The 13,332-nt window shown below is 54.8% G+C and carries 13 protein-coding genes and 1 other RNA gene; 8 read left to right on the top strand and 6 right to left on the bottom strand.

The annotated features are described in order from the left end of the window. Positions 1-246: 246 nt before the first annotated feature. The gene (argO, locus tag CHU32_RS05585; RefSeq protein WP_103675099.1) at positions 247-882 is read left to right on the top strand and encodes an arginine exporter ArgO; all 636 of its coding nucleotides are present in this window, start codon (positions 247-249) and stop codon (positions 880-882) included. 90 nt (positions 883-972) lie between these two features. After that, positions 973-1,731, top strand: a complete 759-nt coding sequence (locus CHU32_RS05590) for an oxidative stress defense protein (protein WP_103675100.1) — start codon at positions 973-975, stop codon at positions 1,729-1,731. 38 nt (positions 1,732-1,769) lie between these two features. Here the strand turns inward: CHU32_RS05590 and argP are convergent, their stop codons facing one another. After that, positions 1,770-2,663, bottom strand: a complete 894-nt coding sequence (argP, locus tag CHU32_RS05595; protein ID WP_103675101.1) for a DNA-binding transcriptional regulator ArgP — start codon at positions 2,661-2,663, stop codon at positions 1,770-1,772. A 166-nt stretch (positions 2,664-2,829) separates the two neighbouring features. Between argP and rpiA the strand changes: the two genes are divergently transcribed. Both rpiA and serA read left to right on the top strand, forming a co-directional pair. Then, on the top strand, positions 2,830-3,489 hold the full coding sequence (gene rpiA / locus CHU32_RS05600) for a ribose-5-phosphate isomerase RpiA (RefSeq protein ID WP_103675102.1): 660 nt from the start codon (positions 2,830-2,832) through the stop codon (positions 3,487-3,489). 262 nt (positions 3,490-3,751) lie between these two features. Beyond that, positions 3,752-4,984, top strand: coding sequence for a phosphoglycerate dehydrogenase (gene serA / locus CHU32_RS05605; protein WP_103675103.1), 1,233 nt, complete (start codon positions 3,752-3,754; stop codon positions 4,982-4,984). Positions 4,985-5,160: 176 nt separating this feature from the next. Here serA and CHU32_RS05610 read toward each other — a convergent pair whose 3' ends face one another. The 5 genes from CHU32_RS05610 to zapA form a co-directional block, all read right to left on the bottom strand. Continuing rightward, the gene (locus tag CHU32_RS05610; RefSeq protein ID WP_103675104.1) at positions 5,161-5,763 is read right to left on the bottom strand and encodes a 5-formyltetrahydrofolate cyclo-ligase; all 603 of its coding nucleotides are present in this window, start codon (positions 5,761-5,763) and stop codon (positions 5,161-5,163) included. Further along, positions 5,760-6,728, bottom strand: coding sequence for an SMI1/KNR4 family protein (locus CHU32_RS05615; RefSeq protein WP_103675105.1), 969 nt, complete (start codon positions 6,726-6,728; stop codon positions 5,760-5,762). Before CHU32_RS05615 ends, CHU32_RS05610 begins: the two co-directional genes overlap by 4 nt. 85 nt (positions 6,729-6,813) lie before the next feature. Then, positions 6,814-7,845, bottom strand: a complete 1,032-nt coding sequence (locus tag CHU32_RS05620) for an IS630-like element ISEc33 family transposase (protein ID WP_103675106.1) — start codon at positions 7,843-7,845, stop codon at positions 6,814-6,816. A 131-nt stretch (positions 7,846-7,976) separates the two neighbouring features. Continuing rightward, positions 7,977-8,160: non-coding RNA, 6S RNA (ssrS, locus tag CHU32_RS05625), on the bottom strand. A gap of 41 nt (positions 8,161-8,201) precedes the next feature. After that, positions 8,202-8,531 carry a cell division protein ZapA gene (gene zapA / locus CHU32_RS05630; RefSeq protein WP_103675107.1) on the bottom strand — a complete coding sequence of 110 codons (330 nt, stop codon included), beginning with the start codon at positions 8,529-8,531 and terminating at the stop codon, positions 8,202-8,204. 168 nt (positions 8,532-8,699) lie between these two features. On the opposite strand from zapA, the gene CHU32_RS05640 reads away from it, so the two are divergent. The 4 genes from CHU32_RS05640 to ubiI are packed head-to-tail and all read left to right on the top strand — an operon-like array spanning position 8,700 to position 13,035. Further along, positions 8,700-9,278, top strand: a complete 579-nt coding sequence (locus CHU32_RS05640) for a YecA/YgfB family protein (RefSeq protein WP_133159233.1) — start codon at positions 8,700-8,702, stop codon at positions 9,276-9,278. A gap of 21 nt (positions 9,279-9,299) precedes the next feature. Next, positions 9,300-10,616, top strand: a complete 1,317-nt coding sequence (pepP, locus tag CHU32_RS05645) for a Xaa-Pro aminopeptidase (RefSeq protein ID WP_103675109.1) — start codon at positions 9,300-9,302, stop codon at positions 10,614-10,616. Then, complete coding sequence (gene ubiH / locus CHU32_RS05650) at positions 10,613-11,779, top strand: 2-octaprenyl-6-methoxyphenyl hydroxylase (protein WP_103675110.1); 1,167 nt, start codon at positions 10,613-10,615, stop codon at positions 11,777-11,779. The genes pepP and ubiH overlap by 4 nt, the downstream gene beginning before the upstream one ends. A gap of 53 nt (positions 11,780-11,832) precedes the next feature. Next, positions 11,833-13,035, top strand: coding sequence for an FAD-dependent 2-octaprenylphenol hydroxylase (gene ubiI / locus CHU32_RS05655; protein WP_103675111.1), 1,203 nt, complete (start codon positions 11,833-11,835; stop codon positions 13,033-13,035). The last annotated feature ends 297 nt before the right edge of the window (positions 13,036-13,332 follow it).

Raw genomic sequence — 13,332 nt, forward strand, 5'->3', positions numbered from 1 at the left:
CCAAGTAATGCGTAGCGAGAAAAAGGGGGAAGCATATTCAATCCTTTGCAGGGAGCGAGGGGGGGGAGGATAGTGTACGCCTGCTATCAACGCAGACGCGGAAAGATATCTTTATAAATTCTGAAAATAAGCCGAACTGGCATGAATTATTAGCGAAATTTATGCACGATTAAAATTTTCAATTTCCTCTAATAAAAACACTGCGATATAGTCTGCGCCATTAGCCATCAGTACAGGAATATCAGCGTGTTATCTTATTATTTTCAGGGGCTTATCCTGGGTTCAGCAATGATCCTGCCGCTCGGTCCACAGAATGCTTTTGTGATGAATCAGGGTATTCGTCGGCAGTATCACATCATGATCGCCTTCCTCTGTGCGTTGAGCGACATGGCGTTAATCTGCGCCGGGGTATTTGGCGGCAGCGCGTTGTTAATGCAATCGCCATGGCTACTGGCGATCGTCACCTGGGGCGGCGTGGCGTTCTTACTGTGGTACGGATTTGGCGCATTAAAAACAGCCATGAGCAGCAACCTTGAACTTGCCAGTGCCGAAGTGATGAAACAGGGGCGGTGGAAGATCATCGCCACCATGCTGGCAGTGACCTGGCTTAACCCGCACGTTTACCTCGACACCTTTGTGGTGCTTGGCAGCCTCGGTGGACAGCTGGAAAGTATTCCTCGCCGCTGGTTTGCGGCAGGAACCATCAGTGCGTCGTTCCTCTGGTTTTTTGGTCTGGCCCTGCTGGCGGCATGGCTTGCTCCTCGCCTGCGTACCGCTAAAGCGCAGCGCATCATCAATGTCGTGGTAGGTGCCGTCATGTGGTTTATCGCCTTTCAACTGGCGAAAGAAGGGGTTGCGCATTTTCAGGCACTCTTTAACTAAGCGTTGTCTGATGGACTTTCTGTCGCTACCGGCTAAGCTTGCTGGCATGTGCTCTCTTGTTGGGTGCTTAACGCAAATGGAGGTTCGACAGTGAAGTTTAAAGTGATGGCCCTGGCGGCACTGGTAAGTTTAGGCGCAATGTCGGTCTCGGCAAATGAACTGCCAAACGGCCCGCATATTGTTACTTCTGGTACAGCCAGCGTGGATGCCGTGCCGGATATCGCGACCCTGGCGATCGAAGTGAATATCGCGGCTAAAGATGCGGCATCGGCGAAGAAACAAGCTGATGAGCGAGTAGCGCAATATCTCACCTTCCTCGAACAGAATGGAGTGGCGAAAAAGGATATTCGTTCAGCTAATTTGCGTACCCAGCCTGATTATGACTATCAGAACGGGAAAAGCATCCTGAAAGGGTATCAGGCGGTAAGAACAGTTGAAGTTACGCTGCGCGAGCTGGATAAACTGAATGCGTTGCTGGATGGCGCACTGAAAGCCGGATTAAATGAAATCCGTTCGGTGTCGCTGGGGGTTGCAAAACCTGAAGCCTATAAAGATCAGGCCCGTAAAGCGGCGATTGATGATGCGGTACGTCAGGCTCAACAACTGGCGTCCGGCTTCAAAGGCACGCTGGGCCCTGTTTACAGCGTGCGTTATCACGTTTCCAACTATCAGCCGAGCCCGATGGTACGGATGATGAAGGCGGATGCCGCGTCAGCGACGGCGCAGGAAAGCTACGAACAGGCGACGATCCAGTTTGACGATCAGGTTGACGTGGTCTTTGAACTGGAACCTGCGCAGGGACAGACGCAAACGACGGCTACGGCTGAGACGCCAGAAAAAACACAGTAACATCCACTGTGCCCCTCCTGCCTGCAAGAGGGGCATTTTTATACCTGACGTAATACCCGATGTCCGTGCTCCAGCAGCGCGTCGGTCACTTTACGCATCATTCGGCTTTCCGGTGCAAAGCGGTGCCAGAACAGCATTCGCCGTTGATACAGCCCCGGCGTCAGGTCAATCAGTTCGCCGCTTTCCAGCTCTTTCTCAATTTGCAGGTGGGGGATCATACAGCAGGTTGTCCCCTGACGCGCCAGCTGTACGAACGCTTCCGAAGAGTTAACGATATGGCAGGGCACGCTACCCGGCGGTAAATCGAAATTCTGCTGCAAGAACGCCTGGTGCATATCGTCGAGATGATCGAACGCAACCGCAGGAGCCTTCAGCAGCGCTGAACGAGTCACGCCGTTAGGAAAATACCGTGCGGCAAATTCTTTAGAAGCCACGAACAGGTAATCCAGCGCGCCAAGCGGGTCTACCAGGCAGCTTGGCAGCGCCTGTGGCTGAATACTCACCGCTCCAACCACTTCGCCACGGCGCAAGCGTTCTTGAGTACGGGTTTCATCTTCCACCTGTAAATTCAGCCGAATAGGGGAGTCTACCAGTACCGGAGCCAGTGCGGGCAGCAGCCAGGTCGCCAGGCTGTCGGCGTTGACCGCCAGCGACAGCAGGAGTGGCGTAGAGCCGGTCTGCTCATCGCCCAGCCATTCCTCTTCCAGCATTTCAACCTGACGCAGTAACGCCAGCAATTTTTGCCCTTGTTCAGTTGGCCGTGGCGGCACAGTGCGCACCAGCAGCGGCTGCCCAAACATATTTTCCAGCTGTTTTATACGCTGAGAGACGGCGGACTGGGTAATGCATAGCTTCTGCGCAGCGCGTTCAAAGCCGCGTTCACGAATGACGGCATCCAGTGCCTGTAACGTTCTGTAGTCCGGACGTTTCATGAAATTGAATGGCTCCCTAATGGTTTTCTATACAGCACTATGACATAAATTTAACGTAGATACAGACGAAATTATGTGCATGCTTCTGTGACGAGGGTCACAGGGACATTCCTGCCCCTTATGTTCTATAATGCGCGCAGGATAATCACTCCACAGGCAAAACATTATGACGCAGGATGAACTGAAAAAAGCAGTAGGCTGGGCCGCCCTTCAGTATGTCGTACCGGGCACCATTGTTGGGGTCGGGACGGGGTCTACCGCCGCGCATTTTATTGACGCCCTTGGCACTATGAAAGGACAAATTGACGGCGCGGTGTCCAGCTCCGATGCCTCAACCGCTAAACTGAAAAGCCTTGGCATCACGGTATTCGATCTTAATGAAGTCGATCGACTGGGCATCTATGTTGATGGAGCCGATGAGATCAACGATCAAATGCAGATGATCAAAGGCGGCGGCGCGGCGCTGACGAGGGAGAAAATTATTGCCTCGGTGGCGGATAAGTTTATCTGCATTGCGGATGCGTCAAAGCAGGTCGCTATCCTCGGCGCATTTCCACTGCCGGTGGAAGTGATCCCGATGGCGCGTAGCGCTGTGGCACGTGCGCTGGTCAAACTGGGCGGCCGCCCGGAATATCGTCAGGGCGTGTTAACCGACAACGGCAATGTCATCCTCGATGTTCACGGTATGGAAATCCTTGACCCGATCGCCACCGAAAATGCCATTAACGGTATTCCTGGCGTGGTGACGGTGGGGCTGTTTGCCAACCGTGGCGCGGATGTCGCGCTTATTGGTACCGCGGATGGCGTTAAAACCATCGTCAAATGATCTGACGGGGGAACCGCTCCCCCGTTTAAAAAAATCCGATCGGCAAATTTGGTGACATCTGTCACGTTTTTACGCCAGTGCTAACAATTCTCTCCGCATAATCTCTCATGGTCAGCATTTTATGCTGTCATTTACCACTGCGTGACATTCCTTCAGTTTGCTGACGCAAACGTTCATATTGCCGCGATAGTTTTTTTTGATATGTTGCTAGGAGGAAATTGCATTTAGCTCAACATCAGTTATGACAAAACAGGGTCGGGAAATGGCAAAGGTATCACTGGAAAAAGACAAAATTAAGTTTCTGCTGGTTGAAGGTGTGCACCAGAAAGCGCTGGATAGCCTGCGTGCGGCAGGGTATACCAACATTGAATATCACAAAGGCGCGCTGAGCACCGAACAGCTGAAGGAGTCGATCCGTGACGCCCATTTCATCGGCTTACGTTCCCGTACAAATTTAACCGAAGAAGTGCTGGCCGCCGCGGAGAAACTGGTGGCGGTAGGGTGTTTCTGCATCGGTACCAATCAGGTCGATCTTAATGCGGCGGCAAAACGTGGCGTGCCGGTATTTAACGCGCCGTTCTCCAATACCCGTTCGGTAGCCGAACTGGTGATTGGTGAGCTGCTACTTTTACTGCGTGGTATTCCGGAGGCCAACGCCAAAGCGCACCGCGGGATCTGGAACAAACTGGCCGCAGGCTCGTATGAAGCGCGCGGTAAAAAACTGGGGATTATCGGTTACGGCCACATTGGCACCCAGCTTGGCATCCTCGCAGAGTCGCTGGGGATGTACGTTTACTTCTACGATATCGAAAATAAACTGCCGCTGGGCAATGCCACTCAGGTGCAGCATCTTTCTGACCTGCTCAATATGAGCGATGTGGTCAGCCTGCACGTGCCGGAAAATGCCTCGACCAAAAATATGATGGGGCCGGAAGAGCTGGCCTTAATGAAGCCGGGCTCACTGTTGATCAACGCCGCACGTGGCACAGTCGTGGATATCCCGGCGCTGTGCGATGCGCTGTCGCGTAAACACCTGGCCGGTGCTGCGATTGATGTTTTCCCGACCGAGCCTGCCACTAACACCGATCCGTTCACCTCGCCGCTGTGCGAGTTTGACAACGTGCTGCTGACACCACACATCGGCGGTTCCACCCAGGAAGCGCAGGAAAATATCGGCCTTGAAGTGGCGGGCAAGCTGGTCAAATACTCTGACAACGGTTCGACGCTTTCCGCCGTCAATTTCCCGGAAGTATCGCTGCCGTTGCACGGCGGTCGTCGTCTGTTGCACATTCACGAAAACCGTCCGGGCGTGCTGACCGCCATTAACCAGATCTTCGCCGCGCAGGGCATCAACATTGCCGCCCAGTTCTTACAGACCTCGCCAATGATGGGGTATGTGGTGATTGATATCGAAGCGGAAGAGGACGTGGCGCAGCGCGCGCTGCAAAGTATGAAGGCAATTCCGGGAACCATTCGCGCCCGTTTGCTGTACTGAGTCGTTTTCCCCCTCACCCCGGCCCTCTCCCCAGGGGAGAGGGAGAAGGGCACGCCGATCTCCCGCTTTCCCTCAGGGAGGACGATGCCCGCCGATCTCTCCCTCAGTCCTGAGGGGGAAAGACGCACGCCGATCTGCTCCCTCTCCCTCAGGGAGAGGGCTGGGGTGAGGGTGGTTTACCACTGCCACAGCGTCGACGGCGTCACCACCGCAGGCAGCGGAATATCCCACTCTTCCACCGGCAGCGCATCCACGTACTGACAATCATGCGCGTAGCCCACCGGCTGCATACGGTACTGCTGCCAGTTCTGCAACGTCCGATCGTAAAAGCCGCCGCCCATCCCCAGCCTTTGGCCCTGGCCGTCAAATGCCACCAGCGGCGTCACCAGGACGTCAAGCTGTGCCAGCGGCAACACATCGCGCACGTCCAGCTTCGGTTCATGGATTTTCAGACGATTCACCACCAGTTCGCTTTGTGGATGATAGTGCAAAAACAGCAGATTGCCGGAGCTAAACGGGTGCAAAACCGGGAGATAAACCCGCTTGCCCGCGCGCCAGAGTTGCTCAATCAGCGGGCGGGTATCCAGTTCACCATCAAAAGAGAGAAAGAGTGCGATGGTATGTGCTAATACCACGGGCGGATAAGCCATCATGCGGGCAGCGGCTTGCTGCGCCAGTTGAGTTTGCGCATCAGGCGTAAGAGTACGGCGACGCTGACGCACCTGCTGGCGGATCTGCTGTCGGGAGAGAGGGGTATCGGATGGCTGGATTAGGGTCATATCTCTTCCATCTCTTCTGGTGGCAATAAGCCATTGATAAAATCACGGAAGTTGCCGGCAAGCCAGGTTATCTCATAGCCGCTCTCCTGCGCTATATGCACCACGCAAGGCTCTCCCTGCGGCCCGCAGTCTGAATAATCAAGAAAAATCATATCATGGCCTCCGCTGATGCCGTCGGCAATGGCGACGCCAATAGCAGGATAGCCCCACTCATCCAGCCAGAACTGGCTGCCCATTTCGCCACAGAGCGAGTAATGCCGGGTCCTGTCAACGCCGTAGAGGCTTTCAACAGCAAAACCCGGCGATGCCCAGTCTCGCTGAAGCGGGTTTTCAAAGCCGTTACGAGTGAGCAGGCCACCATTATGAATCTTAATTAGCGCCTTATAGGCTTCTGGCAGCCGGTAGCCCAGCTCTGTTTCTACCTCTGCAATCTCTTCATCCGTGGGCGTTGCGCCGATATAAGATTGCTGCGAATACTCGCAATCATCCCAGAAATCGGTGAAATCGAAGTGTGAATAGTCGGCATCAGCAGGTGTGGTGACCCGGGTTTGCGCCCGAAGCTGTGCTTCAAACGCGTTTTTTTCCAGCCGTTGTGGACCGCGACGCCGGGCAAACGTCAGCCACTTGCTCAGGGTTTTAGGCGCATACGGTCCGGGCGTTTCATCTATTTCTTCCAGACCGCCTTCCTGGGCGCGGACAAACCACGCGATAGATTCATCTTCACGGTTAAGCTCAAAGAGGGCGATGCCATAGCGCAGACAAAACCAGGGGTTGTCTGCGTAAGTTGTGCGGATGCTTTCCAGCGTCGCCAGCGCTTCACGATGCTGGCTAAGGTTATTGAGCGCTCGCGCCTGCAAACAAATGAGTTCATCGCTGCGCTCTTCGGCAGGGAGTGCTTCAATTGCTTCGCAGATATGACGATTTTGACCTGCCTGGTGCCATTCGTTGAGTTGTGCAGATAACATAGCGGACAATCCTTTTTACCCTCTGAGAGAGCATCGTAAAGGATCGCGGCAGGGTTAGTGAAGTAAATAGCTGCGCCTAATACCGCTACACTTTTGCCTGACCATGTTTTCCTCCGGGGAATGGGCTGGCGGTTTCCATAAAATGGCGGACCTTTTTCAGTAACTGCCACATTGAGCGGCACTGATGATTACGGGTTATCGTGTCATGAAGTGCCTGCCATAGCCGTTCCACATGATTCACCCACGGCGAGTAAACCGGCTGGTAAATTACCCTGAACTTGGGATTTGCTTTCAACCAGCGCTGTGTTTCGCGGCTTTTATGGATAATGTAGTTATCAACGATCAGCGTGATTGTTTTCGTCCGCCGGTAAGTGGCTTTCAGGTGCTTCAGCAGAGCGATAAACAGCGCTGAACTTTTGCTGTTGCCGCCCACGTAGCTGACTTTACCCGTGCCACTGTGCAGTGCGCCGGCCAGATAGTATTTTTCGTTCTGCCCCGGCGTCACTACCCGTTTCTGCTGTCCGCGCAACTGCCAGTCCGCACCGATTTTAGGATTAAGGTGGATATCCACTTCATCTTCATAAAATACCGGATGCTCTGCGCTGCATTCATCCAGCGCTTTGTGGATTACCGCCATCTTTTCATCTTTATGTGGGTCACGGATACGCAGAGTTGGCGCGGCCCTGCGCCATACAAGCCCCGCAGATGGCAACCAGCGGCGAACGGTTCCTGCATGTAACTGGCAACCGGTTATCTCATTGATTTTTAATGCCAGTAATTCGGTGCTCCAGCGTGAACGTTGATAACCAAAATCGCCGGGAGAATGCTTTATCAGCTCACGTAACAGGGTGCAGATATGTTCAAAAGGCCAGCGTCGGGAGCGCCCTGCGGGTAAGGATTTCAGGCCTTCAATACCTGAGTGCGTAAACCAGTTAATCCAGCGACCAACGGATGAACGGGCACAACAGAGAGTTCTGGCAACATCGCTGACCCGTTCACCCCGATGAAGCATCAGCATGGCCGTGAGTCTGCGGGCATGATTTTTATCGCGCGTTTTATGAATAGCTTTCTGCATCAGGCGTCGTTCGCCACGGGGTATTGGTACTATGATCGGCATCGCTCAGTCCGGTTGGTGATTTTGGTTGGTTTGGCGATTGATCAGATCGCACAATCCGGGCTGAGTTCCCTTTCAGTGATCTACTATTCCGCGCAGCTATTTACGAAAGCAGAAATGCAGTACAAAGAAGGGGAATCTCCGAGATGCCGCCGCAGGCTGTAACCCTTGAACCCTTGGTTCAAGGTGAATGTGTCGTCACAGTTTTAAGGCTTCTCGGACGAACCGAGCATGCTCACCAACCATGGAGCGCCACATTCTGTTGGTATGAAATATCGGCTCAGGGGACTGGCCCGCTTGCGAACATCTCAGAGAAATTTTGTCTTCACGATAACTGTACCATAGCTAATCGCAAAGTGTTATTCAAACTTTGGCCCCGATCTTTCGGATATGCGACCTTGCTCAAGTAATGCCTGTTCAATGGTCTGTTGCAGCATCCGAATACGTTGCTCCATGCTGGCAGCGTAGTCGCGGGTTTTTGCCTTTTCCTGAGTTAACTCATAGCTGATGTTCAACGCGGCGATGAAAACCAGCTGCTCAGTATTTGTGACTCTAGTGCGTTCTTTCAGATCTTGCAACCGCTGATTCAGATCGTCCGCAGCCTGATTCAGGGCTTCCCTTTGTTCAGGCGGGCAATTCACTCGCAGTGAACGGCCAAAAATATGGATATCGACGGGTTGTGCAGACATGCCACCTTCCTGCTGAATTGACTGCGCGGCCTTCGTGCCCGAATCCGGGGCTGGCGAAGGGGCGACACTATAGCTACCCTGGCGTGCAGATACAAGCCCTTTTCTGGTATCACCAGGGTCCAAAGTGGTAGCATAACATGAATCTTCCCCTAACGATGACGAATGCGCATGTCTATGAAAAACGAAATGCCTGGCTACAACGATGTGGACCAGTTACTGAACCAACAGGGAGCAGGATTAACCCCCGCTGAAATGCACGGTTTAATCAGCGGTATTCTCTGCGGCGGCACCACCGATGCCTCGTGGCAGCCGCTGGTACACGATCTCACTAACGAAGGGTTGGCTTTCAGCCACGATTTGGCTCAGGCGTTACGCAGTATGCATTCCGCGACCATTGACTCGCTGGAAGATGACGGCTTTTTGTTCCAGCTTTACATGCCGGAAGGCGATGACGTCAGCGTTTTTGACCGCGCAGATGCGCTGGCAGGCTGGGTAAATCATTTTCTGCTGGGGTTGGGCGTCACGCAGCCGAAGCTGGATAAAGTGCCCGGTGAAACCGGCGAAGCGATTGACGATCTGCGCAATATTGCTCAGCTTGGCTACGATCTGGAAGAGGATCAGGAAGAGCTGGAAATGTCGCTCGAAGAGATCATTGAATACGTTCGCGTTGCGGCGCTGCTCTGCCACGATACCTTCACGCGTCAGCAGCCGACCGCGCCGGAAGTGCGTAAACCGACCTTACATTAAGAAAATATTCAAGGAGGTATCATGACTCAGCAGGAGTTTCACCGTCGTCGTCAGGCGCTCCTGGCGCAAATGCAGCCGGGTAGCGCGGCGTTGATTTTTGCTGCGCCGGAAGCGACACGCAGCGCGGATACGGAATATCCGTATCGCCAGAATAGCGACTTCTGGTACTTCACCGGTTTCAATGAACCGGAAGCCGTGCTGGTGCTGATCAAAAGTGATGATACCCACAACCACAGCGTGCTGTTTAATCGCCTGCGCGATCTGACGGCGGAGATCTGGTTTGGCCGTCGCCTTGGCCAGGATGCCGCGCCACAGACGCTGGGCGTTGACCGGGCGCTGGCATTCAGCGAAATTAATACGCAGCTTTATCAACTGCTTAACGGACTGGACACCGTCTGGCACGCGCAGGGCGAATATGCGTATGCTGACCAAATCGTGTTTAATGCGCTGGAAAAACTGCGCAAAGGCTCCCGACAGAACCTCTCCGCGCCCGGCAACCTTGCCGACTGGCGTCCGCTGGTGCATGAGATGCGCCTGTTCAAATCGGCAGAAGAAATTGACGTGCTGCGCCGCGCCGGGGAAATCACCGCCCTGGCGCATACCCGGGCCATGCAGCAGTGCCGGCCGGGAATGTTCGAATACCAGCTGGAAGGCGAAATCCATCACGAGTTTACCCGCCACGGCGCGCGCTATCCTTCCTACAACACCATCGTTGGCGGCGGAGAGAATGGCTGCATCCTGCACTACACAGAAAACGAAAGTGAGCTGCGCGATGGCGATCTGGTACTGATCGACGCGGGCTGTGAATATCGCGGCTATGCAGGTGATATCACGCGCACTTTCCCGGTCAACGGTCAATTTTCCCCGGCGCAGCGGGACATTTACGACATTGTGCTCGACTCGCTGGAAACCGCCCTCAGCCTGTATCGCCCGGGGACCACCATCCAGGATGTGACTACCGAAGTGGTGCGCATCATGATAACCGGACTGGTAAAACTCGGCATTTTGCAGGGCGAGGTTGAAGAACTCATCGCCAGCAACGCTCATCGCACCTTCTTCATGCACGGCCTGAGTCACTGGCTTGGGCTGGACGTCCACGATGTCGGCGCGTATGGCGTTGACCGCTCGCGGGTGCTGGAGCCGGGCATGGTGCTGACCGTGGAGCCGGGATTATATATCGCGCCGGATGCCGATGTGCCGGCGCAGTACCGTGGTATTGGCATTCGTATTGAAGATGACATCGTGATTACGGAATCTGGCAATGAAAATCTCACCGACCGGGTGGTAAAAAAAGCCGATGATATCGAAGCACTGATGGCGGCGGCGCGCAAACAATGAGCGTGATTATTGTAGGTGGAGGTATGACCGGCGCAACGCTGGCGCTGGCGATATCACAACTGACCCGGGGCGCGCTGGCGGTTCATCTGATTGAAGCCGTTGCCCCTGACTCAGCGGCACATCCAGGGTTTGACGCGCGAGCCATCGCGCTGGCTGCCGGCACCTGTGAGCAACTGGCGCGGATTGGCGTCTGGCAGGCTATCTCCGGCAGCGCAACGGCGATCAACACCGTCCACGTCAGCGATCGTGGTCATGCCGGGGCGGTCACACTGGCGGCAAAGGATTACGCCATTCCGGCGCTTGGCCAGGTAGTAGAACTGCATGACGTTGGCCTGCATCTGTTTGCGCTACTGCGTAAAGCACCCGGCGTGACGCTGCATTGTCCCGCCAGTGTGGCCAGTGTGGCGCGCCATCAGGGTGACGTTAGCGTTACCCTGGATAACGGTGAAACGCTGAAAGGTCGCCTGCTGGTCGCTGCCGATGGTTCACGTTCGGCGCTTGCGGCGCAATGCGGCATTCAGTGGCAGCAGCAGCCGTATCAGCAACTGGCGGTAATCGCCAATGTCACTACCAGCATCGCTCACCAGGGGCGTGCTTTTGAACGTTTTACCCCGGATGGTCCTCTCGCCATGCTGCCAATGTCCACCGGGCGCAGCTCGCTGGTCTGGTGCCATCCTCTTGAGCGCCGGGACGAGGTGATGTCGTGGTCCAATAATCAATTTTGCGATGCGTTACAGCGCGCATTTGGCTGGCGACTGGGACGCATCACGCACGCCGGACAGCGGGCGGCCTATCCGCTTGCGCTCTCCACGGCGTCGTCGTGCATCGCCCACCGGCTGGCGCTGGTAGGTAATGCAGCCCAGACGCTGCATCCGATTGCCGGACAGGGCTTTAACCTTGGCCTGCGCGATGTGATGAGTCTGGCGGAAGCGCTGGCGCTGGCCGATGACCCAGGCAGCTATGCCACGCTGTGCCGCTATCGCGACCGCCGCCGCGTGGACAAAGCCGCCACCATCGGCGTGACTGATGGGCTGGTACATTTATTTGCTAACCGCTGGTTGCCACTGATTGTGGGTCGTAATGCGGGGTTAATGGCAATGGAATGGTGCGCTCCGGCCCGTGACGTGCTGGCAAGGCGGACCCTCGGCTGGGTAACGCGCTAAGCTATCTTATTCAAACCATCACGCCTGCCCAATCAGGCTTCAGGAGTAGAACAGTGCAAAGTGTTGACGTCGCGATTGTAGGCGGGGGAATGGTGGGCCTGGCGATTGCCTGCGGGCTTCAGGGGAGTGGCTTGCGTGTGGCGGTACTGGAGCAAAAAACAGTACAACAGCCGCAGGCCAGTGCACCCTATGCGCTACGCGTATCGGCCATTAACGCCGCCAGTGAAAAACTGCTCACGCATCTGGGCGTATGGTCTTCCATCATCGAACTACGCGCCAGCCGCTATCACGGCATGGAAGTGTGGGAGAAGGACAGCTTTGGTCATATCACCTTTGACGATCAAAGCATGGGCCATACCCATCTTGGGCACATTATTGAAAATGACGTGATCCACTACGCGCTTTGGCAAAAAGCACAGCAGTGTCAGGATGTTACTCTAATGGCTCCGGCTGAACTCCAGCAGGTTGCATGGGGAGAAAATGAGGTCTTTCTGAATCTGAAAGATGGCACCATGCTGACCGCCCGGCTGGTGGTGGGCGCGGATGGCGCTAACTCGTGGCTGCGTGACAAAGCCGATATTCCGCTGACCTTCTGGGATTATAACCATCATGCGCTGGTGGCAACCATTCGTACTGCCGAGCCGCATCAGGGCGTGGCGCGGCAGGTGTTCCACGGCGAAGGTATTCTGGCGTTTTTGCCGCTTAGCGATCCGCACTTGTGCTCTATCGTCTGGTCGCTGGCGCCGGAGGAGGCCGCGCGGATGCAACAGGCTGACAATAGCGCATTTAATCAGGCATTAACGGTAGCTTTCGATCACCGTCTGGGGCTGTGCAACCTGGAGAGCGAGCGCCAGGTGTTTCCATTAACCGGCCGTTATGCGCGCCAGTTTGCCGCGCACCGTCTGGCGCTGGTCGGCGATGCTGCGCACACCATTCATCCGCTGGCAGGGCAGGGCGTCAATCTCGGCTTTATGGATGCGGCTGAGCTGATTAGCGAACTACGCCGGTTGCATCAGCAGGGGAAAGATATCGGACAGCATATGTATCTGCGCCGCTTTGAGCGCAGCCGTAAACACAGTGCGGCACTGATGCTGGCGGGCATGCAGGGGTTCCGCGAACTGTTTGCCGGTCATAATCCGGCGAAAAAGCTGTTGCGCGACATTGGGCTGAAAATGGCGGATACGTTGCCCGGCGTTAAACCTCAGTTGATCCGCCAGGCGATGGGCCTTAATGACCTCCCTGACTGGTTACGTTAACTGCGTCACAGTTTCTCTCCCGGCCTTGGTGCCGGGATGCTTTTCCTCGTTTGAGAAATTCTAATTTTACGCTTCTTTTCGCATTACTTTTTGTAATCTCATCATTTTCGCGTGACGAATTTTTTTGCGTCTATACGCTTTTTTATACCGTCTTATAGGGAATTAAAACGGTGGAGTTGTGTGTTGATTTCGCATATCTCTCTCTTTGTAGTTAAAAACTCTGCGGCACTTTTATGCTGTTTTGGTCATAAGCTAATGTGATGACCTTCTTTAACTTATGGTTTAGCGTTGGTTTCG

Origin of the sequence: Superficieibacter electus, from assembly GCF_002915575.1 — a bacterium.
GTDB classification, from domain to species: domain Bacteria; phylum Pseudomonadota; class Gammaproteobacteria; order Enterobacterales; family Enterobacteriaceae; genus Superficieibacter; species Superficieibacter electus.

Excerpts from the sequence above, each read along its gene's own strand:
- serA (WP_103675103.1), top strand. The coding sequence starts at position 3,752 with ATGGCAAAGGTATCACTGGAAAAAGACAAAATTAAGTTTCTGCTGGTT.
- zapA (WP_103675107.1), bottom strand. The coding sequence starts at position 8,531 with ATGTCTGCACAACCCGTCGATATCCATATTTTTGGCCGTTCACTGCGA.
- CHU32_RS05620 (WP_103675106.1), bottom strand. The coding sequence starts at position 7,845 with ATGCCGATCATAGTACCAATACCCCGTGGCGAACGACGCCTGATGCAG.
- CHU32_RS05610 (WP_103675104.1), bottom strand. The coding sequence starts at position 5,763 with ATGACCCTAATCCAGCCATCCGATACCCCTCTCTCCCGACAGCAGATC.
- ubiH (WP_103675110.1), top strand. The coding sequence starts at position 10,613 with ATGAGCGTGATTATTGTAGGTGGAGGTATGACCGGCGCAACGCTGGCG.
- CHU32_RS05615 (WP_103675105.1), bottom strand. The coding sequence starts at position 6,728 with ATGTTATCTGCACAACTCAACGAATGGCACCAGGCAGGTCAAAATCGT.
- argP (WP_103675101.1), bottom strand. The coding sequence starts at position 2,663 with ATGAAACGTCCGGACTACAGAACGTTACAGGCACTGGATGCCGTCATT.
- pepP (WP_103675109.1), top strand. The coding sequence starts at position 9,300 with ATGACTCAGCAGGAGTTTCACCGTCGTCGTCAGGCGCTCCTGGCGCAA.
- CHU32_RS05640 (WP_133159233.1), top strand. The coding sequence starts at position 8,700 with ATGTCTATGAAAAACGAAATGCCTGGCTACAACGATGTGGACCAGTTA.
- rpiA (WP_103675102.1), top strand. The coding sequence starts at position 2,830 with ATGACGCAGGATGAACTGAAAAAAGCAGTAGGCTGGGCCGCCCTTCAG.